The 22,404-nt window shown below is 68.8% G+C and carries 24 protein-coding genes and 2 pseudogenes; 12 read left to right on the plus strand and 14 right to left on the minus strand.

Features of this window, described 5'->3' with window-relative positions; all coding sequences use genetic code 11:
- Nucleotides 1-40 precede the first annotated feature (40 nt).
- Complete coding sequence (locus tag BSY19_RS11355) at nt 41-529, minus strand: hypothetical protein (protein WP_069054266.1); 489 nt, start codon at nt 527-529, stop codon at nt 41-43.
- Between the two features lie 193 nt (nt 530-722).
- Between BSY19_RS11355 and BSY19_RS11360 the strand changes: the two genes are divergently transcribed.
- Nucleotides 723-1,844 (plus strand): PA0069 family radical SAM protein, encoded by a 1,122-nt coding sequence (locus tag BSY19_RS11360; RefSeq protein ID WP_069054267.1) that lies wholly within the window; start codon nt 723-725, stop codon nt 1,842-1,844.
- A gap of 24 nt (nt 1,845-1,868) precedes the next feature.
- On the opposite strand, the gene BSY19_RS11365 is transcribed toward BSY19_RS11360, so the two are convergent.
- Both BSY19_RS11365 and BSY19_RS11370 read right to left on the minus strand, forming a co-directional pair.
- On the minus strand, nt 1,869-2,177 hold the full coding sequence (locus BSY19_RS11365; protein WP_069054268.1) for a HigA family addiction module antitoxin: 309 nt from the start codon (nt 2,175-2,177) through the stop codon (nt 1,869-1,871).
- Between the two features lie 7 nt (nt 2,178-2,184).
- Nucleotides 2,185-2,481, minus strand: coding sequence for a type II toxin-antitoxin system RelE/ParE family toxin (locus BSY19_RS11370; RefSeq protein ID WP_069054269.1), 297 nt, complete (start codon nt 2,479-2,481; stop codon nt 2,185-2,187).
- Between the two features lie 111 nt (nt 2,482-2,592).
- Here BSY19_RS11370 and BSY19_RS11375 point away from each other — a divergent pair, with 111 nt between their 5' ends.
- Together BSY19_RS11375 and BSY19_RS11380 are read left to right on the plus strand one after the other, a co-directional pair.
- A complete protein-coding gene (locus tag BSY19_RS11375) occupies nt 2,593-3,204 on the plus strand; it encodes a ribonuclease HII (protein ID WP_069054270.1) in 612 nt (203 codons plus the stop codon).
- 262 nt (nt 3,205-3,466) lie between these two features.
- Nucleotides 3,467-4,666 carry a site-specific DNA-methyltransferase gene (locus BSY19_RS11380; protein ID WP_083247543.1) on the plus strand — a complete coding sequence of 400 codons (1,200 nt, stop codon included), beginning with the start codon at nt 3,467-3,469 and terminating at the stop codon, nt 4,664-4,666.
- A 2-nt stretch (nt 4,667-4,668) separates the two neighbouring features.
- Here BSY19_RS11380 and BSY19_RS11385 read toward each other — a convergent pair whose 3' ends face one another.
- The 6 genes from BSY19_RS11385 to BSY19_RS11410 are packed head-to-tail and all read right to left on the minus strand — an operon-like array spanning nt 4,669 to nt 8,993.
- A complete protein-coding gene (locus BSY19_RS11385; RefSeq protein ID WP_069054271.1) occupies nt 4,669-4,965 on the minus strand; it encodes a helix-turn-helix domain-containing protein in 297 nt (98 codons plus the stop codon).
- Nucleotides 4,962-5,309, minus strand: a complete 348-nt coding sequence (locus BSY19_RS11390; RefSeq protein ID WP_069054272.1) for a type II toxin-antitoxin system RelE/ParE family toxin — start codon at nt 5,307-5,309, stop codon at nt 4,962-4,964. The genes BSY19_RS11385 and BSY19_RS11390 overlap by 4 nt, the downstream gene beginning before the upstream one ends.
- Before the next feature lie 49 nt (nt 5,310-5,358).
- Nucleotides 5,359-6,411 carry an A/G-specific adenine glycosylase gene (gene mutY / locus BSY19_RS11395; RefSeq protein WP_069054273.1) on the minus strand — a complete coding sequence of 351 codons (1,053 nt, stop codon included), beginning with the start codon at nt 6,409-6,411 and terminating at the stop codon, nt 5,359-5,361.
- A 47-nt stretch (nt 6,412-6,458) separates the two neighbouring features.
- Nucleotides 6,459-6,857: a GFA family protein gene (locus tag BSY19_RS11400; protein ID WP_069054274.1), complete on the minus strand. Its 399-nt coding sequence runs from the start codon at nt 6,855-6,857 to the stop codon at nt 6,459-6,461.
- 43 nt (nt 6,858-6,900) lie between these two features.
- On the minus strand, nt 6,901-8,319 hold the full coding sequence (locus tag BSY19_RS11405; RefSeq protein ID WP_069054275.1) for a sensor histidine kinase: 1,419 nt from the start codon (nt 8,317-8,319) through the stop codon (nt 6,901-6,903).
- A complete protein-coding gene (locus BSY19_RS11410) occupies nt 8,316-8,993 on the minus strand; it encodes a response regulator (RefSeq protein ID WP_069054276.1) in 678 nt (225 codons plus the stop codon). The genes BSY19_RS11405 and BSY19_RS11410 overlap by 4 nt, the downstream gene beginning before the upstream one ends.
- 66 nt (nt 8,994-9,059) lie before the next feature.
- Here BSY19_RS11410 and BSY19_RS11415 point away from each other — a divergent pair, with 66 nt between their 5' ends.
- A complete protein-coding gene (locus BSY19_RS11415; protein WP_069054277.1) occupies nt 9,060-10,025 on the plus strand; it encodes a class I SAM-dependent methyltransferase in 966 nt (321 codons plus the stop codon).
- Nucleotides 10,026-10,030: 5 nt separating this feature from the next.
- Here the strand turns inward: BSY19_RS11415 and ypfJ are convergent, their stop codons facing one another.
- Complete coding sequence (ypfJ, locus tag BSY19_RS11420; RefSeq protein ID WP_069054278.1) at nt 10,031-10,921, minus strand: KPN_02809 family neutral zinc metallopeptidase; 891 nt, start codon at nt 10,919-10,921, stop codon at nt 10,031-10,033.
- A gap of 161 nt (nt 10,922-11,082) precedes the next feature.
- Here ypfJ and BSY19_RS11425 point away from each other — a divergent pair, with 161 nt between their 5' ends.
- Together BSY19_RS11425 and BSY19_RS11430 are read left to right on the plus strand one after the other, a co-directional pair.
- Nucleotides 11,083-11,388 (plus strand): type II toxin-antitoxin system RelB/DinJ family antitoxin, encoded by a 306-nt coding sequence (locus tag BSY19_RS11425; protein ID WP_069054279.1) that lies wholly within the window; start codon nt 11,083-11,085, stop codon nt 11,386-11,388.
- Nucleotides 11,385-11,672 (plus strand): type II toxin-antitoxin system RelE/ParE family toxin, encoded by a 288-nt coding sequence (locus BSY19_RS11430; RefSeq protein ID WP_069054280.1) that lies wholly within the window; start codon nt 11,385-11,387, stop codon nt 11,670-11,672. Before BSY19_RS11425 ends, BSY19_RS11430 begins: the two co-directional genes overlap by 4 nt.
- 24 nt (nt 11,673-11,696) lie before the next feature.
- On the opposite strand, the gene cydB is transcribed toward BSY19_RS11430, so the two are convergent.
- The 3 genes from cydB to BSY19_RS11445 all read right to left on the minus strand — a co-directional run bounded on the left by cydB (nt 11,697) and on the right by BSY19_RS11445 (nt 15,068).
- Entirely contained in the window at nt 11,697-12,701 is a 1,005-nt protein-coding gene (gene cydB / locus BSY19_RS11435) for a cytochrome d ubiquinol oxidase subunit II (protein WP_069054281.1), read from the minus strand.
- 12 nt (nt 12,702-12,713) lie between these two features.
- Nucleotides 12,714-14,144 carry a cytochrome ubiquinol oxidase subunit I gene (locus BSY19_RS11440; protein WP_069054282.1) on the minus strand — a complete coding sequence of 477 codons (1,431 nt, stop codon included), beginning with the start codon at nt 14,142-14,144 and terminating at the stop codon, nt 12,714-12,716.
- Nucleotides 14,145-14,252: 108 nt separating this feature from the next.
- The gene (locus tag BSY19_RS11445; RefSeq protein WP_069054283.1) at nt 14,253-15,068 is read right to left on the minus strand and encodes a uracil-DNA glycosylase; all 816 of its coding nucleotides are present in this window, start codon (nt 15,066-15,068) and stop codon (nt 14,253-14,255) included.
- A 193-nt stretch (nt 15,069-15,261) separates the two neighbouring features.
- On the opposite strand from BSY19_RS11445, the gene BSY19_RS11450 reads away from it, so the two are divergent.
- The 6 genes and pseudogenes from BSY19_RS11450 (at nt 15,262) to BSY19_RS11470 (ending at nt 21,667) form a co-directional block, all read left to right on the plus strand.
- Entirely contained in the window at nt 15,262-16,941 is a 1,680-nt protein-coding gene (locus BSY19_RS11450; RefSeq protein ID WP_069054284.1) for an electron transfer flavoprotein-ubiquinone oxidoreductase, read from the plus strand.
- A gap of 497 nt (nt 16,942-17,438) precedes the next feature.
- The gene (locus BSY19_RS11455; protein ID WP_069054285.1) at nt 17,439-19,223 is read left to right on the plus strand and encodes a tetratricopeptide repeat protein; all 1,785 of its coding nucleotides are present in this window, start codon (nt 17,439-17,441) and stop codon (nt 19,221-19,223) included.
- A gap of 46 nt (nt 19,224-19,269) precedes the next feature.
- Nucleotides 19,270-19,839, plus strand: a pseudogene (locus BSY19_RS11460) (4-(cytidine 5'-diphospho)-2-C-methyl-D-erythritol kinase); the annotation flags it as partial.
- Nucleotides 19,840-20,063: 224 nt separating this feature from the next.
- Nucleotides 20,064-20,273, plus strand: a pseudogene (locus BSY19_RS28330) (4-(cytidine 5'-diphospho)-2-C-methyl-D-erythritol kinase); the annotation flags it as partial.
- A gap of 276 nt (nt 20,274-20,549) precedes the next feature.
- Nucleotides 20,550-20,915, plus strand: coding sequence for a hypothetical protein (locus BSY19_RS11465; protein WP_069054287.1), 366 nt, complete (start codon nt 20,550-20,552; stop codon nt 20,913-20,915).
- Nucleotides 20,912-21,667, plus strand: a complete 756-nt coding sequence (locus tag BSY19_RS11470) for an AraC family transcriptional regulator (RefSeq protein ID WP_171905131.1) — start codon at nt 20,912-20,914, stop codon at nt 21,665-21,667. Before BSY19_RS11465 ends, BSY19_RS11470 begins: the two co-directional genes overlap by 4 nt.
- Before the next feature lie 62 nt (nt 21,668-21,729).
- Here the strand turns inward: BSY19_RS11470 and BSY19_RS11475 are convergent, their stop codons facing one another.
- On the minus strand, nt 21,730-22,149 hold the full coding sequence (locus BSY19_RS11475) for a GFA family protein (RefSeq protein WP_069054289.1): 420 nt from the start codon (nt 22,147-22,149) through the stop codon (nt 21,730-21,732).
- Nucleotides 22,150-22,404: the final 255 nt, after the last annotated feature.

Consider the following 22,404-nt stretch of genomic DNA (forward strand, 5'->3'; position numbering starts at 1 on the left):
CGATTGTGCGGCCGGGCGGGCTGCAGCGCAAGCCGCCGCCTCAGCCCGCCGCCCGCTCGCGCCCCACCGAAAGGCGCTGCGGCGGCGCCCCGAGCCGGCCCGACAGCGCATGGCTCTTCGGCAGGACCAGCCCCGCCCGCAGCCGGTGCGGCCCGAAGGAGACGCCGGCGCGTTCGCGCAGCGATTGCGCGAAGCCGCGCAGCGGGATCAGGGCGGGCCTGTCCGGGGCGAGCAGCAGATGGCGCTCCACCGCCTGCGGCCAGTGAGCCTGCGGCACGTCGCCTTCTTCGAGCAGCAACAGCCAGTCCCCGCGCGCCTGGGCCGCGCCCGCCGGCCAGCTGTCCGTGCTGCCGGCGCGCAGATAGCTCGCTCCCGTCGCGTCCGCGATCCGCTCGATCGTGGCCTCGCCCGCAGCGTCGAGAACCACGGCATGGCCGAGGAATCCGTCGGCCACCGCCGGGATCAGGACGGAGAAGGTGGCCGCGAGGGCCTCGGTCGAGCCGGCGCTGCGTATGACCGCTGTGAGCATGCGCCTCCTTATGTCGCAGCGCAGCATGTCGCAATCCTGTCGCTTGCAATTCGTTCCCTGTATGTTCACATTAATCCGCAGGGGAATCGTCGATTCCCGGCGATTTTCAGGGACGTTCCGCGCCATGCTCCAGAGCAGGCCCTCTTCGAGGCCGATTTCGGCCCAGCCGCTGAAACAGGCCGGTGCCGGCCCGATGTCGGTCTCGGCGCGCGTCGCACCGGTTGATCCGGTCGCCTATGCGGGACACCGCATCGATCCCGAGCGCCGGCGCGGCCGCGGCGCGACGATCAATCCCGGTGGCCGCTTCGAGGCCGAGCAGCGCATCAGCGAAGATGACGGCTGGGGGTCGCTCGGCGAGCTCCCGGCGTTCCGGACCGAGGTTGCGGTCGAGAAGCCGCGCACCATCATCACCAAGAACGATTCCCCCGACATTTCCTTCGACCGCTCGATCAACCCCTATCGCGGCTGCGAGCATGGCTGCGTCTACTGCTTCGCGCGGCCGAGCCATGCCTATCTCGGCCTGTCGCCGGGGCTCGACTTCGAGAGCAGGCTGACCGCCAAGCCCGACGCCGCGCTGCTGCTGGAGAAGGAACTGTCGGCGCCGTCCTACCAGCCGCGCACCATCGCCATAGGCACCAACACCGACGCCTATCAGCCGATCGAGAAGAAGCTGCGCATCATGCGCCAGATCCTGGAGGTGCTCGCGAGGTTCAACCACCCGGTCGGCATCGTCACCAAGTCGGCTTTGGTGCAGCGCGACATCGACATCCTCGCGCCGATGGCGGCCAAGGGGCTGGCCAAGGTCGCGATCTCGATCACCACGCTCGACCCCAAGGTCGCCCGCGGCATGGAGCCGCGCGCCGCCTCGCCCGCCAAGCGGCTGGAAACGGTGAAGGCGCTGTCCGACGCGGGCATCCCGGTGACGGTGCTGGTCGCGCCGATCATCCCGGCAATCAACGAGCACGAGATCGAGCGCATCCTCGACGCGGCGAAGGCGGCCGGCGCCCGCGAGGCCGGCTATGTGCTGCTGCGCCTGCCGCTGGAGGTGAAGGACCTCGTGCAGGACTGGCTCCTGACCCATCACCCCGACAAATTGCGCCATGTCGTCTCGCTGATCCGCTCGACGCGCGGCGGCAAGGATTACGACGCCGCCTGGGGCCAGCGCCAGGTCGGCTCCGGACCCTACGCCTGGATGATCGGCCGGCGCTTCGAGATGGCGGCGGAGCGGCTGGGCTTCAACGGCGCGCGAACACGCCTGCGCAGCGACCTCTTTCTCAAGCCGGAGCGGGAGAAGGCCCAGCTGAGCCTGTTTTGAGCCGGTCGCTCGTGACGCCTGGGATCAAGCCGCGACTTCCAATGGCCGCGCCCGCTCGATGCGCGCCATCTCCTCGGGCGAATGCAGTGTCTCCCAGAGATCGGTCCGTCGCTGCACATTGAGCCAGAACTCGGCGGAGTTGCCGAAGACGCGTGCCAGGATCAGCGCCGTCGCAGCCGTGAGACCTCGACGATCCCGGCAGAGTTCGTTGACATGCTTGCGGGGCACGCCCATCGCCTGGGCCAGCCGGATCTGCGTCAGCCCCAGCGGCCGCATGAACTCCTCGACCAGGATTTCACCGACCGTGGCGGGCTTGCGTTTCGTCGTCAGCATGGCCCACCTATCGATAGCTGTGGTCGTCGAGATAGAGGCCGCGGGCTTCGCCGCGACGGCCGTCCCAGGCGAAGATCAGCCGCCACTGCTGGTTGACGCGGATGCTGTGCAGGCCGTCCAGCGCCCCGCGCAGCTTCTCGAAATGATTGCTCGGGGGCACGCGCAGATCAGAATCGGTGACGGCGTCGTCGATCATCTGCAATTTCCGGAACAGGCGCGTCTCGAGATCGGGCGGAATGTGTTTCGCGTGGACATCTTCGACGAAGAAGGCGCGCAGCCACTCATCCCGAAAGCTGACGATCATACCTATCTCCGCCAGCAAATATGTACCATATCATGGGGCATCTCTCAAGGCTGTGAGGGCAGGGCGGAAGCCGTTGTTGCGCCCGCAGCCCCCACGTCATAAGCCCCGCCCATGACCGCCCATTTCCACCGCGAGACGCAGGCCATCGCCAGCGGGCTCTGGCCGCTCGCCGGGGTCGACGAGGTTGGGCGCGGGCCGCTGGCCGGGCCCGTGGTGGCAGCGGCGGTGATTCTCGATCCGCAGGCGGTGCCGGACGGGCTCGACGATTCGAAGAACCTGAGCGCGGCGCGGCGCGAGGAGCTGTTCGCGCTGATCGCGGAATCGGCGCTCGCCATCGGCGTCGCCAGCGTCACCGCCACCGAGATCGACACCATCAACATCCGCCAGGCGACCCTGCTGGCGATGCGGCGTGCGGTGGCGGCGCTGGCGGTGCCCCCTGCCTTCGTGCTCGTCGACGGCAACGACCCGCCCAGGCTCGGCTGCCGCTGCGAATCCGTCATCGGCGGCGATGCCCAGATCGCCTCGATCGCAGCCGCCTCGATCGTCGCCAAGGTCACCCGGGACGCGATGATGGCGCGGCTCTGCGCGCGCTATCCGGCCTATGGTTTCTCCGCTCATGCCGGCTACGGCACGCCGCGGCACCGCGCCGCCCTGCAGGCCCACGGCCCATGCCCCGAACACCGCTATTCCTTCGCGCCGGTGAAGGGCGTCTGGCGGCGGTGACACGGGCTCGTCATTCCCGGGCGAAGCAAAGCGCAGACCCGAGAATCTCTGGCAGGAGATGCCCGGGGCAGGCCCGAGCATGACGCTCCAGGCGCCCATGCGCGCCTTAACCTCCCCTTAGCAATTCCCCATATCCGCCAAGGGGCTGGGCAAAAACTGCAGCCCCAGAATGAGACGCATTTTTTTCGGCGCGGAAACCCGGCTTTTACCCTGACTGGCCAATATCGCGACTGTTCAAGTTGCGTAACGGTCTTGGGGCGTCATGGGTATTTTGCGTACCGGGACCACCAGCGCCGCCGTCCGGATTCAGGTTTCGCGTACCGGACGGCCCGCGCTGCAGTCACCGATCAAGGCACCCCGGATCAAGCCGGCCGGCCTGCCGATCGAACTGCCGCTCGACCAGATTCTGCTCGGTGACTGCGTGGCTGCGCTCGAGGCGTTGCCGCCGGCCAGCATCGATCTCGTCTTCGCCGACCCGCCCTATAATCTCCAGCTCGGCGGCGATCTGCGCCGGCCTGACGACAGCCTCGTCGACGCCGTCGACGACGACTGGGACAAGTTCTCCTCCTTCGCCGAATACGATGCCTTCACCCGCGCCTGGCTGGCCGAATGCCGCCGCGTGCTGAAGCCCGATGGCGCGCTCTGGGTCATCGGCAGCTATCACAACATCTTCCGCGTCGGTTCGATCCTGCAGGATCTCGGCTTCTGGGTGCTGAACGACATCGTCTGGCGCAAGGCCAATCCGATGCCGAATTTCCGCGGCCGGCGCTTCACCAACGCGCATGAGACGCTGATCTGGGCGGCGCGCGGCGAGGCCTCCAAATACACCTTCCATTACGAGGCGCTGAAGGGCGGCAATGACGACCTCCAGATGCGTTCGGACTGGTATCTCCCGCTCTGTACCGGCGAGGAACGGCTGAAGGACGGCGCGGGCGCCAAGGTCCACCCGACGCAGAAGCCCGAGGCCCTGCTCGCCCGCGTCATGCTCTCGGCCAGCAATCCGGGCGACGTGATCCTCGATCCCTTCTTCGGCACCGGCACCACCGGCGCCGTCGCCAAGGCGCTCGGCCGCCGCTTCATCGGCATCGAGCGCGAGAGCACCTATGCCGAGGCCGCCCGGAAGCGCATCGCCGCGATCACGCCGCTGCCGCCGGAAGCCTTCGCCACCGCGCCCTCCAAGCGCAGCGAGCCGCGCGTGCCCTTCCTCGCGCTCGTCGAGGCCGGGCTGGTCAAGGCCGGCGAGACCGTCACCGACGAGAAGCGCCGCCACAAGGCCGTCATCCGCGCCGACGGCACGCTGCTGCTCGACCCGGCGGTCGGCTCGATCCACAAGATCGGTGCGCTGGCGCAGGGGCTGCCGAGCTGCAATGGCTGGACCTTCTGGCATGTCGAGCGCGACGGCGCCCTGATGCTGCTCGACACCCTGCGCGGCGAGATCCGCGCGCAGATGGCGGCGGCGTGAGATCACTCCGCCGCGAGGGTTTCCTCGACCACGCGCGGATTGCGCGCGATCATCGCCAGAAGAACGCGAGCGGGCCCATCGGGCGTGCGTCGCTTCTGCTCCCAGTTCCTGAGCGTGCCGGGTGAAACGCCGATCCGTCGTGCAAAGGCAATCTGGGTCAGATTCGTGCTGGCCCTGATGGCTGCGACGTCGATCTGAGCAGGCACGTGGACCGCGAGCCCTTCGACCGCCTGCCCCTGGGCAAAGCTGCGCGCTTCGGACAGCGCGCGCATCAGCCCGTCGAAATGCTGTTGCTTCATGGCTTCTTCCTAAAGTCTGACAACAGATCGCGCGACGCGCTCGCCAAAGCCTCCCGTTGGGCGGCTGTCAGATCGCTGGCCTCGTTCTTGGCGAAGACCCACAGCAGCACGGCAGGAAAGCCGGCGGAGTGGAACCAGTAGATCACCCGGCCGCCATCCCGCTTGCCGCGCCCCGCCAACGGAATCCGCATCTTCCTCAGGCCGCCGGTCCCTTGGATCAGGACGCCGCCCTCAGGTGCGGAGGCGACCGCATCGACCACCGCCGCTCGCTCCTCGGCCGACATCAAGCGCTCTGCACGCGACAGATAGGCAGGCGTCTCGACGACGGAAACAGGTGCGACCATCTCCACATGAAGATACGCCAGTGGCGTAGAGCGTCAAGGGTGGCGGCCTTCAGTGCGGTCGCTTCAACCCCGCCGCCTCCAGCACCTTCACCATCACCCCTGAGAGCGGCTCCTCGCCCAGCGCCGCGATGGGCGTGAACCGCATCCCCGCCGGCGCCTGCGTCCTGGCCGGCGCGCTCGCCTTGAACACGGTGAGCTCCAGCGGGAAATGCGTGAAGACATGGCGCACCGGCGGCGCAAGCCGCTCCCAGCGCGTCACCACCGGCGCGTCCTGCCAGGCGCCGTCCAGCTCGTAATCGGCGCTCCACTCGCTGGTCGGCACCTCGGCCATGCCGCCGAGCAGCCCCTTGGGCGGGCGGGTGCGCAGCAGCAGGGCACCGTCCGCGCGCAGCAGCACGAAGGCCGCGCCCCGCCGCGTGGTGCCGGCCTTCTTCGCCGCCTTGCGCGGGAAGCTCTCCTGCGCGCCCTCGGCCCGCGCCCGGCAGGGCTCGCGCCATGGGCAGAGCCCGCAGGCGGGGTTGCGTGGCGTGCAGATGGTGGCGCCGAGATCCATCAGCGCTTGCGCGAAATCGCCGGGCCGGTCCTGCGGCATCATCGCCAGCACGCGCTCGCGCACGAGCGGGCGGGCGCCCGGCAGGAGATCCTCGATCGCGAAGAGCCGGGTCATCACCCGCTCGACATTGCCGTCCACGGCCGCGGCCGGCCGGTCGAAGGCGATCGCCGCCACGGCGCCGGCCGTATAGGCGCCGATGCCGGGCAGGGCGCGCAGCCCCTCCTCGCTGTCGGGAAAGCGCCCGCCATGCTCGGCGACGACGGCGATGGCGCAGGCGTGGAGGTTGCGCGCGCGGGAATAATAGCCGAGCCCGGCCCAGGCCTGCATCACCGCCTCCGACGGCGCCTCCGCCAGCGCCGTCACGGTGGGAAACCGCGCCATGAAGCGCTCGAAATAGGGCTTGACCGCCGTGACCGTGGTCTGCTGCAGCATGATCTCCGACGCCCAGACCCGGTAGGGATCGGGCCGCTCGCCCGGCCCGGCGCGCCAGGGCAGGGCGCGGCGATGGCGGTCGTACCAGGCGAGGAGATCGGCGGCGGCGGGGCGCATCACCCGCTCTATAGACGGTGGCGCGGGCGCGGCAACTGCAGGCCGCCTCACGATCGCTTGGGCCGGTCGCGCTCGTGCTGCTCGGCCGCGTCGAGCGGCGCCAGCCAGTGCTCGCGACGGACCGTCCAGAGCTCGTAGCCGGGCGCGATCGTGCTCGGCCCGCCGTCCAGCGTCCCGAGCTTGATTTCGATCTCGTCGGAGGCGTCGTCGAAGCAGAACAGGGAGGAGCCGCAGCGCGGGCAGAAGCGGTCTTCGCCCGCCCGGCTGCGCCAACAGCTGATTTCGCCTGACATTGTCACGGCCGATCGCGGCCAGAACCCGAAGAAGGAGAAGGCCGAGCCTGATTCCTTCCGGCAGGCCTCGCAATGGCAGATCCCGGTCCGCGTTGGCTCGCCCTCGAGCGAATAGCGAACCTGCCCGCAATTGCAGCCACCCAAGCGTGTCATCGCGAACCTCGTCGGCGGGGGATGGGCGGGTCTCTCGGCGCCATCAGGCCGGTTGCCCGGCGGCCTCGCGGCGCAAGCCGGGGAGGGGCCCGCGGTCCGGCGGAAGGGCCGATGGCGGTCGGTGAAACTGCAGCGAGACGAGAGCGCCGCCGCCGGCGGCGTCGGTGATGCCGACCTCCGCCTGGTGGGCCTCCGCGATGCGCTTGACGATCGCGAGGCCGAGCCCGGTCCCGCCGAGATCGGACGCGGCCCCGCGCCAGAAGCGCTTGAAGACGGTGTCGCGATGGCTGGCCGGTATGCCCGGACCATGGTCGCGCACGCTCAGTCGGCCGGTCTCCTCGACGATGAGGGTCACCTCGGTCCCGGCGGGTGTGAATCGCAGGCCGTTGTCGGCCAGGTTGCGAAGGGCATGGGCGATCGCGTCGGCATCGCCCATCACTGGGCAGGCGTCGGGCCCCTCATAGGCGATCTGCCGCCCCGCCGCAATCGCGATCGGGGCCATGTCCGCGACGACGCTGCGCGCGATGGCGGCGAGGTCCGACTGCATCGCTGGATCGACCACCAGCGTGTCCGCCTGGGCGGCCGAGAGCATCTGCTCGACGAGTCGGGTCAGGCGCGCGACGTCGTCGCGCAGCGGCTGCGCACCGGGGAGGTTCGGCAGCTGCGCGACGCGGGCGGAGAGCACGGCCAGGGGCGTGCGCAGCGCATGGGCGGCCTCGGCGGTGAAGGCGCGTTCGGCCTCGAGCGCATCTTCGAGCCGGCCGAGGGCATCGTTGATGGCTTCGACCATGTCGAGAATCTCGGCCGGCAATCCCGCCGTCGGCAGGCGCCGCGTCGTCGTCCCGTGGCCGGTCTCGCGGGCGGCCCGGGCGGCCTCGATCAGCGGGCGCATCGACTGCCTGACCGTGACGATGTTGACCAGCACGAGACAGGCCGCGAAGGGCAACAGCGCGACAAAGACATGCACGAACAGCTCGTCGAAGAAGACGAACAGCACGAGGCGCGAGGGGTCGCCGACCGAGGCGAAGCCGATCCGCGCCGGTTTGCCGCCGACGACGACCTTCTGGGATCCGACGAGGACGGTGCGCCCCTCATGCTGGACCGTCGACGACCCGGCGTCGGAGGCGGCGACCGCGGCCCAGACCTCGGGAGGAACGAGCCCGGCATTCGCGGCATCGACGACCCGGCCGTCATGGTCGAGGATGCGATAGGCATAGGCCTCCGGATAGTCGCGGAAATCATGGATCAGCCGGTCGCCGGGGGTAAACCGCAGCGTTCCGTCCGGCAGGCGCGACAGGGCCGCCTCCAAACGGCTGATCTGGCGGGAAATCTTCTCGCGCTGGAGCTCGTCGCGATCCAGGCTGTAATACCCCATCACGAGGGCGATGTTGACCATCGTCAGCAGCACGCTGCCCAGCACCAGCCGGCGCGTCAGGACCGAGATCAGCGAATGCGGCCTCATCGGGGTGCCTCCGTCAGCAGATAGCCGACGCCTCTGACTGTGTGCAGGACCACGCTGGCGCCCGCCTCGGCCAGGCTCCGGCGCAGGCGCGAGACCGAGGCCTCCAGCGCATTGGGCCCCGGCGCTTCGTCGATCGTGTAGATCGCGGCCTCGATGGCGGGGCGGGGCACGACCTTGCCACTGCGCCGCATCAGCACCTCCAGCACATCGACCTCGCGCCGGGCGATCGCGAGCGGCTGCTCGCGGACCAGGGCCATGCGGCTGACGGTGTCCAGCGCGATGTCGCCGCAGGTCAAAAGCCCGCCGAGCAGTCCGCCGGGGCGTCTCAGCAGGGCCCGGCAGCGCGCGGCGATCTCGGCGGGAGCCGCCGGCTTGCCGAGATAATCGTCGGCGCCGCGGTCGAGGCCGTCGATGCGCTGGTTCAGGCCGGTCTGGGCCGTCACCACGAGGATGGGGATGGCGAGCCCCTCCGAGCGCAGGCGCGCCAGCAGCGTCAGCCCGTCGCCATCCGGCAGGCCGAGATCGAGCACGATGACATCGGGCGGCGCGACGGCGAGAAGCTCCCGCGCCTCGCTCACGGAGCGCGCGACATCGACGCGGAAGCCCTCACTCTCGAGATGGCGGCTGGTCAGGTCCGCGAGGGCGCCGACATCTTCGATCAGCAGCAGCTTCATTCATCAGGACTCCGTCAGGCAGGGAAACTAGCTCCGTTTGGTAACGCCACAACCGGGTTTTGCCTCATGCACGGAATCGCCGCCGCCCTTCTCAGCCATGTTCCGCTCGTCGCCTACCCCTATCGCGGCGAGAATTGTGCCTGCAATCTCTGCGGCGGAACGGCTGCGACCGTGGTCTGCCGCTACGATCGGCGGCTCAAGCCGCTGACCACCGTCAGCTGCGACGGATGCGGCTTGATGAGAACCGATCCGATGCCGAGCGAGGAAGAGCTTGGTCGGTACTACGCCTCGAACTACCGCCTCGACTACCAGCTCGCCCGCAACGGCACCCCGCCGCGTCTTCATCTGAAGCGCAGCAGGGCGGAGGCGGCGGCGCGCTTCGATCTGCTGGCGGGCTATCTGAGCCCGGGCTCGCAGGTTCTCGATCTGGGCTCCGGCTCGGGCGAGTTCCTCGACATCCTCGCCAGGGCCGGCCACGAAGCGACGGGGATCGAGCCGGGGCGGGATTTCGCCCGCTATGCCCGCGCGACCTACGGCGCCAGCGTCATCGGCGCCTCATGGCAGGACGCCGATCTGCCCGCGGCCTCGTTCGACCTGATCTCGGCTCAGCATGTGCTGGAGCATCTGCGCGAGCCCGTCGCTGCGCTCCGCCGCCTGGCGCACTGGCTGGCGGAGGACGGGTTCATCCATGTCGAGGTGCCCAACGCGGCCGCCACGCGGCACGATCCGCTGCAGCAGTTCCACTTCGCCCATGTTCACCACTTTACCCCGGACACCCTGATCAGCGCCGCGGAGCGGGCCGGGCTCGTGTTTCACGCGGGCGGTTATCCCAGCCCCACCACGATGATCTTCCGCAAGCTCGGGCCGGGCGAGACGCCTGTCCGGCGAGCGCCTGATCAGGCCAGGCCCCCGCTCAAGCTCGGCACGCTGTCACCGGGCGGCTACCTGCTGTCGGGGCGATGGGCGATGAACGCCATCCGCCGTGCCCGCGGGTTCCTGCGGGATTCCGGGCGCCCCTCGACCGTCGGCTGACCCGCTCAGACCTGCGCCGGCTTGAAGGTGTCGCAGGCCTGCATCGAGCCGGTCCGGAACCCCGTGCTGAACCAACGCTGGCGCTGGGCCGATGAGCCGTGGGTGAAGGAATCGGGCACCACCTGCCCGCGCGAGGCCTTCTGCAGCATGTCGTCGCCGATCGCGGCGGCGGTGCGCATGGCTTCCTCGATGTCGCCCGCGTCGATGCGGCCCATCGCCTGGATGTTGTGCGCCCAGACCCCGGCGAAGCAGTCGGCCTGCAATTCGACGCGCACCGAGATCGCGTTCGCCTCCCGCTCGGAGGCGCGCTGCTTCAGCTGGTTGGCCTTGGGCAGGATGCCGAGCAGGTTCTGGATGTGGTGGCCGACCTCGTGGCCGATGACATAGGCATAGGCGAAATCGCCACCGCCGCCGAGCTTGCGCTGCATCTCCTGGAAGAAGGAGAGGTCGAGATAGACGCGCTTGTCGGGCGGGCAGTAGAACGGCCCCATCGCTGACTGGGCGGTGCCGCAGGCCGAGGTCGAGACCCGATCGAAGATCACCAGCCGCGGCGGCTCGTAGCGCCTGTTGGCCTGCTGCGGCAACAGCTTGGTCCAGACGTCCTCGTTCTGCGCCAGCACGGCCGAGACGAAGCGCCCCATCTCGTCCTTGGGCGGCCCCGAGGCCGGGCGCGATTCCTGCGTCGGGGCCTGGCGCCCGCCGATGCCGCCGATGAGTTCAGCCCCGCCGATCAGCAGCCGCGGGTCGATGCCGAGCGCCCAGCCGACCAGCCCGAGCACGACCATGGTGCCGATGCCCAGCCCGCCGCGCCCGCCGGGCAGCCCGGCGAAGTCGCCGCCGCCGCTCCCGCGCCGGTCCTCGACATTCTCGGACTGGCGGTAATCTTCCCACTGCATGCTGTGCGGCCTCGTGATCCGGTTCGTGCAATCTCGTCTGGCGGGCGCAGGAACTCAAGCGCGGTTCGGGAACGAGGCGTGCCGGGTGATGGTCCGCCGGTCAACCGGCTCGACCCTGTAAGTCAATTGTATTACATTGATGCGGCTGAAGGAGAGACAGCATGGCATCGAGTGCGCTGGTCCAGACCCGGATCGACCCGGAGGTCAAGGAGCGGGCGGCGGCCGTGCTGGAAGCCGTTGGACTGACCGTGTCCGACGCGGTGCGGATCCTCCTCACGCGAACCGCCAATGAGGGCGCGCTTCCGTTCGAACTCGTCGATCCCATCAAGCAAGACGCATGGTTCCGCGCCAAGGTCCTCGAGGCCCTCGCGGACCCTCGCCCTGCCATCCCGCATGACGAGGTCAAGGCGCGCTTCGCCGAACGCCGCCGGACGGCCCTGGAGGCAGAGGCCGCGAAAGAGCCGTGAAGCTCGAATGGGGCGCCTTCGCGCTCGCAGACCGCGAGGCGCTCTTTGACTGGATCGCCCGTGAAAGTCCCCGTGCCGCGGCGATCGTCGATGAGCGCATCGAAACAGCGATCGAGACCTTGCCCGCGCTCCCGGATCGTGGGCGGCCCGGCCGCATCGCCGGGACGCGCGAATTCCTGATCGCCGGCACATCCTGCATCGCCGCATACCGCGTCTCGGGCGACACAATCCGCGTGCTGCGCATTTTCCACATGGCCCAGATGTGGCCCGAGGACCTCCCCTAGCCGAGCTCGCGGCTCGACCGGCCGCTAATGATAGCCGCTGTCGGCCTTCACCTTGCCGCGGAAGGTCCAGTACACGAAGGCCGTGTAGAACAGGATCATCGGCAGCAGGAAGGTCACGCCGATCAGCACGAAGACATGCGAGGAGGGCGCCGCCGCGACGTCCCAAATCGTCAGGTCGGGCGGCACCAGATAGGGGAAGTTCGAGATCGCGAGCCCCAGGAAGCAGAGCACGAAGATCGCGATCGTCAGGGCAAACGGCGTGAACTCGTGCCGGCCGTGCAGGCGCCGCCAGGCGAGGACGCCGCACAGCGTCGTCAGCACCGGGAACGGCCAGAGCAGCGCCATGTTGCGCCAGGTGAACCAGCGCTCCGCGATGCGCGGATGGGCATAGGGCGTCCACAGGGAGACGATCAGGGCAAAGGCCAGCAGCCCCAGCAGCAGCACCTTCGCCTGCGCGCGGGCGCGCTCGGCGACGCGGCCTTCGGTCTTGTAGATCAGCCAGGTCGCGCCCAGCAGCGCATAGCCGACGACGACGCCCGCCCCGCACATCAGCGTGAACGGCGTGAACCAGTCGAAGGGCCCGCCGGCGAACTGCCGGTCGACCACGGTGATGCCCTGGATCATCCCGCCGAGGATCAGCCCCTGGGCGAAGGCCGCGAGCGTCGAGCCGAGCCAGAAGGCGAGGTCCCAGACCCTGTGCTTGGGCTTGGCGACCCAGCGGAACTCGAAGGCGACGCCCCGGAAGATCAGCGCCAGCAGCATCAGCGTCACCGGCAGGTAGAAGGCCGGCATGATGATGGCGTAGGCGGTGGGAAAGGCGACCCACAACCCGCCGCCGCCCAGCACCAGCCAGGTCTCGTTGCCGTCCCAGAACGGCGCGACGGAGTTCATCATCTGGTCGCGCTCGCCCTCGTCGCGCGTCGTCGGGAACAGGATCGCGATGCCCAGGTCGAAGCCGTCGAGCACGACATAGAGCAGCACGGCGGTGCCGATCAGGCCGGCCCAGATGACGGGGAGATACCATTCCATGCGGGTCTCTCCTCAGCTCGCGGGCTGGATTCGGTCGTCGCCGGGGTTGCCGTCGCCGAAGAGATCGGAGGCCGGCGCCTGCGCCGCCTTGAGCGGCCGCTGCGAGGGCTGCTCGGGCGGGTCCTGCAGCGTGATCGCGTCGGGCCCCTTGTCGATCAGCCGGTTGATCAACAGCACGCCGGCCGAGAACACGACGCAGTAGACGCAGACGAACAGCGCCAGCGAGATCGCGACCTGGCCCGTCGTGATCGGCGAGATCGCGTCCTTGGAGCGCAGCACGCCGGTGGCGATCCAGGGTTGGCGGCCGACCTCGGTGACGAACCAGCCGGCGAGGATCGCGACGAAGCCGAAGGGCCAGGTGTACTGCGCCACCCAGAGCCAGCGCCGCTCCTCGAAGACACGGCCCCGCCACCACAGCCAGGCGCCGAGCCAGCCGAAGGCGATCATGAACACGCCGATGCCGACCATGATCCGGAAGCCGAAGAAGGGGATCTTGACCGGTGGCCTGTCCTGCATGGCGAAGTCGTTCAGGCTCGGGAAGAGGGCGTCCATGCTGCCATGCGTCAGCAGGCTCGCCAGGCCGGGAATGGCGATCTCGAAGCGATTGACGCCCTTCTCCTCGTCGGGCCAGGCGAAAAGCACCAGCGGCGCCGGCTTGGAGGAATCCCAATGCGCCTCGATCGCGGCGAGCTTGGCCGGCTGGTACTTGGCGGTGTCCTCGCCATGACGGTGGCCGATCACCGCCTGCAGCGGCGCCGTCAGCGCGATCATCAGGATCGCCATGCGCACCATCGTGCGCGCCGATTCGGTGCTGTGGCCGACGAGCAGATGGCGCGCGCCCGTCGCCAGCACGACGAAGGCGGTCGTCAGATAGGCCGCGGTCATCATGTGCATGAAGCGCATCGGGAAGGTCGGGTTGAAGATGATCTGCAGCCAGTCGACCGGATAGGCGATGCCGTCGCGCATCTCGTGGCCGGTCGGGTACTGCATCCAGCTGTTGGCCGAGAGGATCCAGAACCCCGACAGCGCGGTGCCGCCGGCGACGATGCAGGCGGAGAGGAAATGCAGCCAGGGCGGCACGCGCTTCCAGCCGAACAGCATCACGCCGAGGAAGGAGGCTTCGAGGAAGAAGGCGGTGAGCACCTCGTAGCCGATGATCGGGCCGATGACGTTGCCGACCACCTGCGAGAACCGGCTCCAGTTCGTGCCGAACTGGTAGGAGAGCACGATGCCGGAGACCACGCCCATCGCGAAGGAGACGGCGAAGATCTTGGTCCAGAACCGTGCCAGCGTGTGGAACTTCACGTCGCCGGTCTTGAGCCACAGCCCCAGCAACGTCGCGATATAGGCCGAGAGTCCGATCGTGAAGGCCGGGAAGACGATGTGGAAGGAGACGGTGAAGGCGAACTGGATGCGCGAGAGCAGGAAGGCATCGATCACCATGGCCGTTCTCCGTCCGTCAGCGCGGCCGATCCGGGATTCGCCGGGGGCCGACGGCGCGAAGACTACGCCTGTTTTTGCGCACCTGCATGACCCATCTGCGCTCCCGTCCTAGGGCACTTTGTCCAAGGCCGCCCTCAGCGCCCGCAAGTCGCGCCAGGCCAGGCGCTTCTGCAGCGGCTGGCGCAGCAGATAGGCCGGGTGCAGCGTCGCCATCGCTGGGATGCGGCGCGTGCCGGTGTCGTATTCGAGCCATTTCCCGCGCGAGGCCAGGATGCCGGAGAGGCCGAGCAGCCCCTGGGCCGACGGCCCGCCGATGCAGAGCAGGATGTCGGGGTCGGCGAGCTGGATCTGGCGCTGGATGAAGGGCAGGCAGATCGCGACCTCCTGCGGCGTCGGCGTGCGGTTGCCGGGCGGCCGCCAGGGCAGGAGGTTGGCGATGTAGACGTCGTCCTTGCGGCTCAGCCCGATGGCGGCGAGCATCCGGTCGAGCAATTGTCCCGAGCGCCCGACGAAGGGCAGGCCGATGCGGTCCTCGTCCGCGCCCGGCGCCTCGCCGACGATCATGACGCGCCCGTTCGGGTTGCCGTCGGCGAAGACGAGGCTCTTGGCGGTCGCCTTCAGGGCGCAGCCCTCGAAACGGGCCAGCGCCTCCTTCAGCGCCTCCAGCGTCTCGGCACCTTGCGCCAGCGTGCGGGCGCTCAGGGCGGCGTCGTCGGGGGCGGTCGCGGCGGCGGCATTGGGACGCACGCTCGCCAGCGCCGGCTGGCCGGCGCGTGGCGGCAGGACGGGGCGGGGACGCGGCGCCTCGCTCGCGGCGGGCGCCGCGAAATGGTCGTGCGTGACCTCGTCCAGCGCCTCGGTGATGCCCATCTCGGCATACCAGGCGACGAGCTCGGCAGGATCGGGCGCGGCGGTCAGGGACATCGCGCTGCTGTAACACGCCGGCGCGGCACTTCGCGAGCCGCCGCGGTTGCAAATTGAACCGCGCGCTTGGATAGAGGATTTCCAGAGTGTCGCCCCGGTCCGCCTTGTCGGCGCCGGGTAGATAGTTTATATGTAAACTAATTAGTTTTGAGGCTGGGCGCGGCGTCTCGGGCGCAGGCCTTCGGAGGGCAGCATGGATCTCGAACAGGCACGGGCCGAACCGCGCGAGAGCATGGACTATGACGTCGTCATCGTCGGCGCCGGGCCCGCCGGACTCGCCGCCGCGATCCGGCTGAAGCAGCTCGACGAGGCCGTCTCCGTCGTCGTGGTCGAGAAGGGCGCCGAGGTCGGCGCGCATATCCTGTCAGGGGCGGTGATCGATCCCTCGGGTCTCGATGCGCTCCTGCCCGACTGGCGGCAGGACGAAGCGCGCCCGCTGACCACCGAGGTCAGCGAGGACATCTTCTACTTCCTCACCGAGCCGAACGGCTTGCGCCTGCCGAATGTCGGCATGCCCAAGCTGATGAACAACCACGGCAATTTCGTCGGCTCGCTCGGGCTGGTGACGAAATATCTCGCGGGCCGCGCCGAGGCGCTGGGCGTCGAGATCTATCCGGGCTTCGCCGCCGCCGAGCTGCTCTTCAACGAGGATGGTTCCGTCGCCGGCGTCGCCACCGGCGACATGGGCATCGCCAAGGACGGCACGGTCTCCGAGCGCTTCACCCGTGGCATGGAGCTGCGCGGCCGCTACACCCTGCTGGGTGAAGGCGTGCGCGGCTCGCTCTCGAAGATCGCGATCCGCCAATACGGCCTCGACGCCGGCCGCGAGCCGCAGAAATACGGCATCGGTCTGAAGGAGATCTGGCAGGTCAAGCCGGAGAAATTCGTCAAGGGCCGGGTCCAGCACTCCTTCGGCTGGCCGCTCGACAGCCGCACCGGCGGCGGCTCCTTCCTCTATCATTTCGACGACAATCTGGTCACCGTCGGCTTCGTCGTCCATCTCAACTATGAGAACCCGACGCTCTCGCCCTTCGACGAGTTCCAGCGCTTCAAGACCCATCCGCTGATCCGCGACCTGTTCGAGGGCGGAAAGCGCCTGTCCTACGGCTCTCGCGCGATCACCGAGGGCGGCTGGCAGTCGGTGCCGAAGCTGACCTTCCCCGGCGGCGCGCTGATCGGCTGCTCGGCCGGCTTCGTCAACGTGCCCCGCATCAAGGGCAGCCACAACGCCATCACCTCGGGCATGCTGGCGGCCGAGAAGCTCGTTCCGGCGCTGGCCGCCGGCCGCGCGCATGACGAGGTCGTCGAGATCGAGAACGAGTGGCGCGACGGGCCGATCGGCGACGATCTCAAGCCGGTGCGCAACGTCAAGCCGCTCTGGTCGAAGTATGGCACGCTGCTCGGCATCGGGCTCGGCGGCATCGACATGTGGCTGAACCAGCTCTTCGGCTGGTCGCCCTTCGGCACGCTGAAGCATGGCAAGCCGGATTACGCGACGCTGAAGCCCCTGAGCGAGGTCAAGCCGATCGTCTATCCCAAGCCCGACGGCAAGGTCTCCTTCGACAAGCTCTCCTCGGTCTTCCTCTCCTCGACCAATCACGAGGAAGACCAGCCGGCGCATCTGAAGCTGACCGACGCGTCGATCCCGATCGCGAAGAACCTGCCGCTCTATGGCGAGCCGGCGCGGCTCTACTGCCCGGCCGGCGTCTACGAGGTGGTCTACAAGGACGCCGAAGCGAAGACCGAGCCGCGCTTCGTGATCAACGCGCAGAACTGCGTCCACTGCAAGACCTGCGACATCAAGGATCCCTCGCAGAACATCACCTGGACGGTGCCCGAGGGCGGCGGCGGGCCGGGCTACGCGAACATGTGACGCGGCCGCTCGTCGCAGCCGGACATGAAAAAGGGGGCGTGCCGGCTGGCGCGCCCCCTCTATTCTGCACCGGCGGGGGCCGCCGCCAGAACGATCAGCCCTTGCGGGTCACGGCCGGGGCCGGCTTCTGCGGCTGGGCGCAGCCGGCGGCGAAGCCAGCGAGCAGGGCGACGGCGGCAAAGCTGAGAACGAGCTTCTTCATGGATAAGGTCCTGTCCGAATCGTCGGTATGGGAGGCAGCGATATTACTTAGCCTGCGAATTCCTGCCGGATCGATAACGAAAGCTCTCGGACGCTACGTCGTGGCAAGGTTTTGCCGCACTGTGACATGCCGGCTACGCGCCGGCGCCAATCGGCGGCCGCGAGGCTTGCCCGCCTGCCTGGAAACGGCCATCTTGCCAGCCTAGGCGAAGCGGTCGCGGTCGCGCGGATCGACCACGCCTCCCGCGCTGGGCGCGGCGGCGGACCCAAGGAGAATGGCAGTCGTGGGATCTGGAATGAAAAGCCGTGGCCCGATCACGGCGGCTGCCCTGGCGTTGCTGCTGGCCCTCCCGGTGGGGGCTGCGGCTCAGGGCGCGACGGCGCGCAGCCAGGAGGCGCGCAGCCAGGACCGCCTCGACACCGCCGAAAGCCTCGAGGGCAACTATCTCGCGGCGATCGTCGCCGGCGCGGGGCGCGATCTCGGCGCGGCCGCCGTCTATCTGCGCGAGGCGATCAAGGGCGATCCCCAGAACAATGATCTGCTGGAGCGCGCCTTCGTCGCCTTCCTGGCCGACGGCGCCATGCCGGACGCCTTCCGGGCCGCCGACAAGCTGATCCAGCGCGATCCCTCCAACGGCCTCGCCCAACTCGCCATCGGCATCCGCGCGCTGAAGCAGAAGAACTACCAGACCGCCCGCAACCACCTGCAGCGCGGCGGCCGCGGTCGTGCGGCCGACATCACCGCGACGCTGCTCTCCGCCTGGTCGCAGCTCGGCTCGGGCCAGCCCACCCGCGCCATCGAGACGCTGGAGCGGCTGAAGGGCGAGGCGTCCTACAACCTCTTCCGGGATTACCACGCCGGCCTCATCCTCGACGCCGCCGGCCGCAAGGCCGATGCCGAGAAGCGCCTCAAGGCGGCCTATGATTCGGAGAAGACGACGCTGCGCCTCGTCGATCTCTGGGCCCGGATGCAGGCCCGCAACGGCGATTTCGACGGCGCCGCCGCGACCTATTCCGAATTCGACCGGCTGCTGCCGAATCATCCGATCGTCCGCGACGGCCTCGCCAAGGTCGCGGCGCGGCAGACGCCGCCGCGCCAGGTCGGCACGGCCCAGCAGGGTGCCGCCGAGGTGCTCTACGGCCTCGCCAGCGCCGGCAACCGCCAGGGCGACGAGGCGGCCGCGCTGCTCTATCTGCGCCTGGCCATCTATCTCGACCCCAACCACGACCTCGCCATCCTGACGCTGGGCGACATCCTGGAGCGCGCCCGCCAGCCCGAGGATGCCGTCGCCGTCTACGAGAAGATGCCCGACAGCTCGCCGCTGCGGCCCAATGCCGAGATCCAGGCCGGCCTCGCGCTGGAGAATCTCGGCCGGCCCGAAGAGGCGGTGAAGCATCTCAACGCCCTCATCGCCGAGCGGCCCGACGACATCGACGCGCTCTCGGCGCTGGGCAATGTCTACCGCTCCCGCAAGATGTTCGAGGAGGCCGCCGCCACCTACGACAAGGCGATCGGCAAGCTCGCCTCGCCCGGCCGCGCCAACTGGGACCTGTTCTATTTCCGTGGCATCGCCCGCGAGCGCATCAAGCGCTGGTCCGAGGCCGAGGCCGATCTGCGCAAGGCGCTCGAGCTCCTGCCCGAGCCGCTGGGCCGCGAGCGCGCGCTGGTGCTGAACTATCTCGGCTATTCGCTGGTCGACCAGAACCTGAAGCTCGACGAGGCGCTGGGGATGCTGCGCCGCGCCGTGGAGCTGCGCCCGCGCGACGGCTACATCATCGATTCGCTCGGCTGGGCCTATTACCGCCTCGGCCGCTATACCGAGGCGCTGCGCGAGCTCGAGCGCGCCGTCGAGCTGCGCCCCTCCGACCCGGTCATCAACGACCATCTCGGCGACGTCTACTGGAAGGTCGGGCGCCGTCTCGAAGCCGGCTTCCAGTGGAACCACGCCCGCGACCTCAATCCCGAGCCCGAGGATCTGGTCAAGATCAAGCGCAAGATCGAGCGCGGCCTGGAGGACGGCCCCTCCGCCAACGCCGTCGAGCCGAAGGACGCTGCCGAACCGAAGAAGGACGGCGGCTGAGGGTGTCGCTGTTGCGTCGGACGGCAGCCTGGACGGCTTCGCTGACATGCCCGCACCGCTGACCACCCGAGCCCGCGCCAAGATCAACCTGACCCTGCGCGTGCTCGGCCGCCGCGCCGACGGCTATCACGAGCTCGAAAGCCTCGTCGCCTTCGCCGGCACGGGTGACGCGCTGTCGCTCGACCCCGGCCCGCAGCTGACCCTGACCATCGACGGCCCGCGCGGGCAGGGTCTGCCGGTCGACGACAGCAACCTGATCCTGCGCGCGACGCGGGCGCTCGAAGCCGAGACGGGCCCGCTGCGCACCGGCGCCTTCCACCTCGTCAAGCGCCTGCCGGTGGCCTCGGGCATCGGCGGCGGCTCGGCGGATGCGGCTGCCGCGCTGCGCCTGCTCGCCCGGCTGAACGGGCTGTCCCCCGACGACCCCGCGCTGCTGCGGGCGGCTGCCGCCACCGGCGCCGACGTGCCCGTCTGCCTCGCCTCCCGCGCCCGCATCATGGCCGGCATCGGCGAGCGGCTGGGCCCCCCGCTCACCCTGCCGCCGCTCTTCGCGCTGCTGGTCAATCCCGGCGTCCCTGTCGAGACCGCGCCGGTCTTCAAGGCGCTCGGCCTGCAGCCGGGTCAGCCGCATCTCTCCCCACCGAGTGCCCCCAATCTCAGCCCTCATCCTGAGGAGGCCGCGACAGCGGCCGTCTCGAAGGATGCTCCGGAAGGCTCCGGAACCTCAGCGACCATCCTTCGAGACGCGCTCCTGCGGAGCGCTCCTCAGGATGAGGGCTCGCCGGGGACGAACGTCGCCCGCGCCGCGCTGCTCGCCGCACTCACGCAGGCCGGCAACGACCTCGAAGCCCCGCCCGCCGCGTCGCCCCCGTCATCGACACCGTGCTGGCGGCGCTGCGCGCCCAGCCCGGCTGCCGCCTCGCCCGCATGTCCGGCTCGGGCGCGACCTGCTTCGCCCTCTTCGACGACTGCCGCCAGAGCGCCGCGGCGGGGAGGGCGCTGGCGCGGGAGCGGGCGGGGTGGTGGGTGAAGCCGACGATGCTGCGGTGAGGGCGGTTGTCGGCTTCCGCCTGGGCACAAGCTTGTGTTCCCGACCCGTTGGGGACCCGAGGGCGCCCTGACGGCGGCGTGCGGAACGACAGCCGGTCTTTGCGTCCTTGCGGACGGCAGGCCTGAGCCAGCGGCAACCGCTCGTCGTCAAGTGATTGCACAACTCAAGATTGACGCAACGCAACGACGGTCTGGCGTTCTGGTGCAGTCGGTTTTTGAAAGCGCCAGCCAAAGCGCGCCGTTAGGACGGTCCTGTCGGAAAAGAAAGGGACCTCGATGCTGATCGCAGCATGGATACTGCTCGGGCTTGTTCATGTGACGCCCGCGGCGGTGCTGGCCAAGCCCGATCTGATCGGGTCACTCTATGGCGTCGAGGCAGCGGGCGACCTTGGCGTCCTGCTCATTCATCGTGGCGCCTTGTTCTTGGCCATCGTCATCGTCTGTCTTTACGCTGCTTGGGAACCCAGCAGCCGCCGCGCGGCAAGCCTCGTCGTTGGCATCAGCGTCGTGAGCTTCCTGGTCATCTATGCGTTTGCGGGTGCGCCATCAGGGTCCTTGCGCCTGATCGCTCTCGCTGATGTCCTTGCACTTGGACCTCTTGTCTTGGTTTCATGGAAAGCATGGCGCGGACAGACACTGTGAGCGAGCGGCCGCTGCCGGCGGCTGTGCCATCCGCTGGCCCCATCGTCACGTTCGAAGGTGCCCGCGCGTTGTATCTGGGCCCGGCGCTGGGGCTGAAGCCGCATCGCAACGCCGCGTTCACGCTCGCGGTTGGCCTGGACGCACCCATCAGATTGACGCTCTATGGCGATCGCACCGGACCAGTGGCGTCTACGGTGTCCTCGATCGCGCTCGTGCCGGCCGGGCATCACCATCAACTCGAAGCCGAGGGCCTTGTCGCCTTTCTCTACCTCGACGCGCTTGGTGACGATGTCAGGCAGGTCCGGACGTTGGACATTCTCGCGGCACATGGCGTCATCGCCGCCGAGAGGCGCGACAGCCTCAGCCGATGGGGTCTTGATCGTTGGCGAACTGTTCTGGGTGTCGCAGTCACGGAAACCGTCGATCCACGCGCCGCGGCGGTTGCCAGCGCCATGATTGGCGACCCAGACCTCTATCCGTCGTTGGCCGAAGCGGCGCGGGCCGTTGAGCTTTCACCCTCGCGATTTCACGCGGTCTTCCGTCGGCAGGTGGGCGCGCCCTTTCGGCGCTACAAGCTGTGGCGACGCATGGGCTTGGCGATGAGCGCGCTTGCCTCGGGCGCCAACCTGACAGAAGCGGCGCATGGCGCAGGCTTCTCCAGTTCCGCGCACTTTTCGCACCAGTTTGTCCGGATGTTTGGACTGCCGCCGTCCAGGCTCATGGCGCTCAAGCCAGAAATTCGCTGGATGTGACGCAACCACAGTAAAAGCAGTTCCGGCCTCTTGCGCGATTCAACACTAAGGAAACCGCAGCGTCAGGGCTTGGCGGCCGGCGCATCGATGTCAATGTGCCACCATGTCGGGCGGGGACCACGATAGGCGTGATAGGCCGGCATCAGCTCGCGCCTGTTGGGGCTGTCGAAGGTGCCCAGGAGCAGAGCGATCACAGGCTTATCGTCGATCGCCCCGAGGCTGCTCCCGCAGGTGGAGCAGAACGCACGGCTGGAAACGTCAGATGAGCGCCATGTTGCTGGCATGCCGGCCGGCCCGGTCCAGCTCACGGCGTCCCTCGGAAACTCGACCCACGCAGCGGTGAGACTCCCGGTCTGCCGCTGGCACATTCGGCATGAACAGGTGTGGGGCTTTTCGGGCACGCCCACGGCTTCGAACCGTGTTGCACCGCAGAGGCATCCGCCCAGGTATCGTTTCGGCTTGCCCTGCGCGGTTTTGATCATGGCGATACTCCGTCTTTGCTGCGGATTTGGCCGTGTGAACCTCTCGAGCGTCAGGACGCGCTCGAACGGACGTCCTTCTGCACGCTCAGGAGTTATGCGCTTCTGGGAAAGACGAGCAATATCAGCAGCGCCTCAGTCGGGTGCGAATGTTGGCCCGTCGATCTGAACGTCGTCGTCGTCCGGTGTCTGCAAACCTTAGCGCTGGCTCTCCCCCCAGCCCGCTCCGGGCATAACCCCGCCCCCTTATCCCCGCAC

The sequence above is a fragment of the Bosea sp. RAC05 genome (assembly GCF_001713455.1).
In the GTDB taxonomy this organism is placed as follows: domain Bacteria; phylum Pseudomonadota; class Alphaproteobacteria; order Rhizobiales; family Beijerinckiaceae; genus Allobosea.

Excerpts from the sequence above, each read along its gene's own strand:
- ypfJ (WP_069054278.1), bottom strand. The coding sequence starts at position 10,921 with ATGCAGTGGGAAGATTACCGCCAGTCCGAGAATGTCGAGGACCGGCGC.
- BSY19_RS11375 (WP_069054270.1), top strand. The coding sequence starts at position 2,593 with ATGACCGCCCATTTCCACCGCGAGACGCAGGCCATCGCCAGCGGGCTC.
- BSY19_RS11475 (WP_069054289.1), bottom strand. The coding sequence starts at position 22,149 with ATGATCAAAACCGCGCAGGGCAAGCCGAAACGATACCTGGGCGGATGC.
- BSY19_RS11365 (WP_069054268.1), bottom strand. The coding sequence starts at position 2,177 with ATGCTGACGACGAAACGCAAGCCCGCCACGGTCGGTGAAATCCTGGTC.
- cydB (WP_069054281.1), bottom strand. The coding sequence starts at position 12,701 with ATGGAATGGTATCTCCCCGTCATCTGGGCCGGCCTGATCGGCACCGCC.
- BSY19_RS11425 (WP_069054279.1), top strand. The coding sequence starts at position 11,083 with ATGGCATCGAGTGCGCTGGTCCAGACCCGGATCGACCCGGAGGTCAAG.
- BSY19_RS11445 (WP_069054283.1), bottom strand. The coding sequence starts at position 15,068 with ATGTCCCTGACCGCCGCGCCCGATCCTGCCGAGCTCGTCGCCTGGTAT.
- BSY19_RS11415 (WP_069054277.1), top strand. The coding sequence starts at position 9,060 with ATGCACGGAATCGCCGCCGCCCTTCTCAGCCATGTTCCGCTCGTCGCC.
- BSY19_RS11390 (WP_069054272.1), bottom strand. The coding sequence starts at position 5,309 with ATGGTCGCACCTGTTTCCGTCGTCGAGACGCCTGCCTATCTGTCGCGT.
- BSY19_RS11465 (WP_069054287.1), top strand. The coding sequence starts at position 20,550 with ATGCTGATCGCAGCATGGATACTGCTCGGGCTTGTTCATGTGACGCCC.
- BSY19_RS11455 (WP_069054285.1), top strand. The coding sequence starts at position 17,439 with ATGAAAAGCCGTGGCCCGATCACGGCGGCTGCCCTGGCGTTGCTGCTG.
- BSY19_RS11410 (WP_069054276.1), bottom strand. The coding sequence starts at position 8,993 with ATGAAGCTGCTGCTGATCGAAGATGTCGGCGCCCTCGCGGACCTGACC.
- BSY19_RS11440 (WP_069054282.1), bottom strand. The coding sequence starts at position 14,144 with ATGGTGATCGATGCCTTCCTGCTCTCGCGCATCCAGTTCGCCTTCACC.
- BSY19_RS11405 (WP_069054275.1), bottom strand. The coding sequence starts at position 8,319 with ATGAGGCCGCATTCGCTGATCTCGGTCCTGACGCGCCGGCTGGTGCTG.
- BSY19_RS11360 (WP_069054267.1), top strand. The coding sequence starts at position 723 with ATGTCGGTCTCGGCGCGCGTCGCACCGGTTGATCCGGTCGCCTATGCG.
- BSY19_RS11380 (WP_083247543.1), top strand. The coding sequence starts at position 3,467 with ATGGGTATTTTGCGTACCGGGACCACCAGCGCCGCCGTCCGGATTCAG.
- BSY19_RS11450 (WP_069054284.1), top strand. The coding sequence starts at position 15,262 with ATGGATCTCGAACAGGCACGGGCCGAACCGCGCGAGAGCATGGACTAT.
- BSY19_RS11385 (WP_069054271.1), bottom strand. The coding sequence starts at position 4,965 with ATGAAGCAACAGCATTTCGACGGGCTGATGCGCGCGCTGTCCGAAGCG.
- BSY19_RS11355 (WP_069054266.1), bottom strand. The coding sequence starts at position 529 with ATGCTCACAGCGGTCATACGCAGCGCCGGCTCGACCGAGGCCCTCGCG.
- mutY (WP_069054273.1), bottom strand. The coding sequence starts at position 6,411 with ATGCGCCCCGCCGCCGCCGATCTCCTCGCCTGGTACGACCGCCATCGC.
- BSY19_RS11400 (WP_069054274.1), bottom strand. The coding sequence starts at position 6,857 with ATGACACGCTTGGGTGGCTGCAATTGCGGGCAGGTTCGCTATTCGCTC.
- BSY19_RS11370 (WP_069054269.1), bottom strand. The coding sequence starts at position 2,481 with ATGATCGTCAGCTTTCGGGATGAGTGGCTGCGCGCCTTCTTCGTCGAA.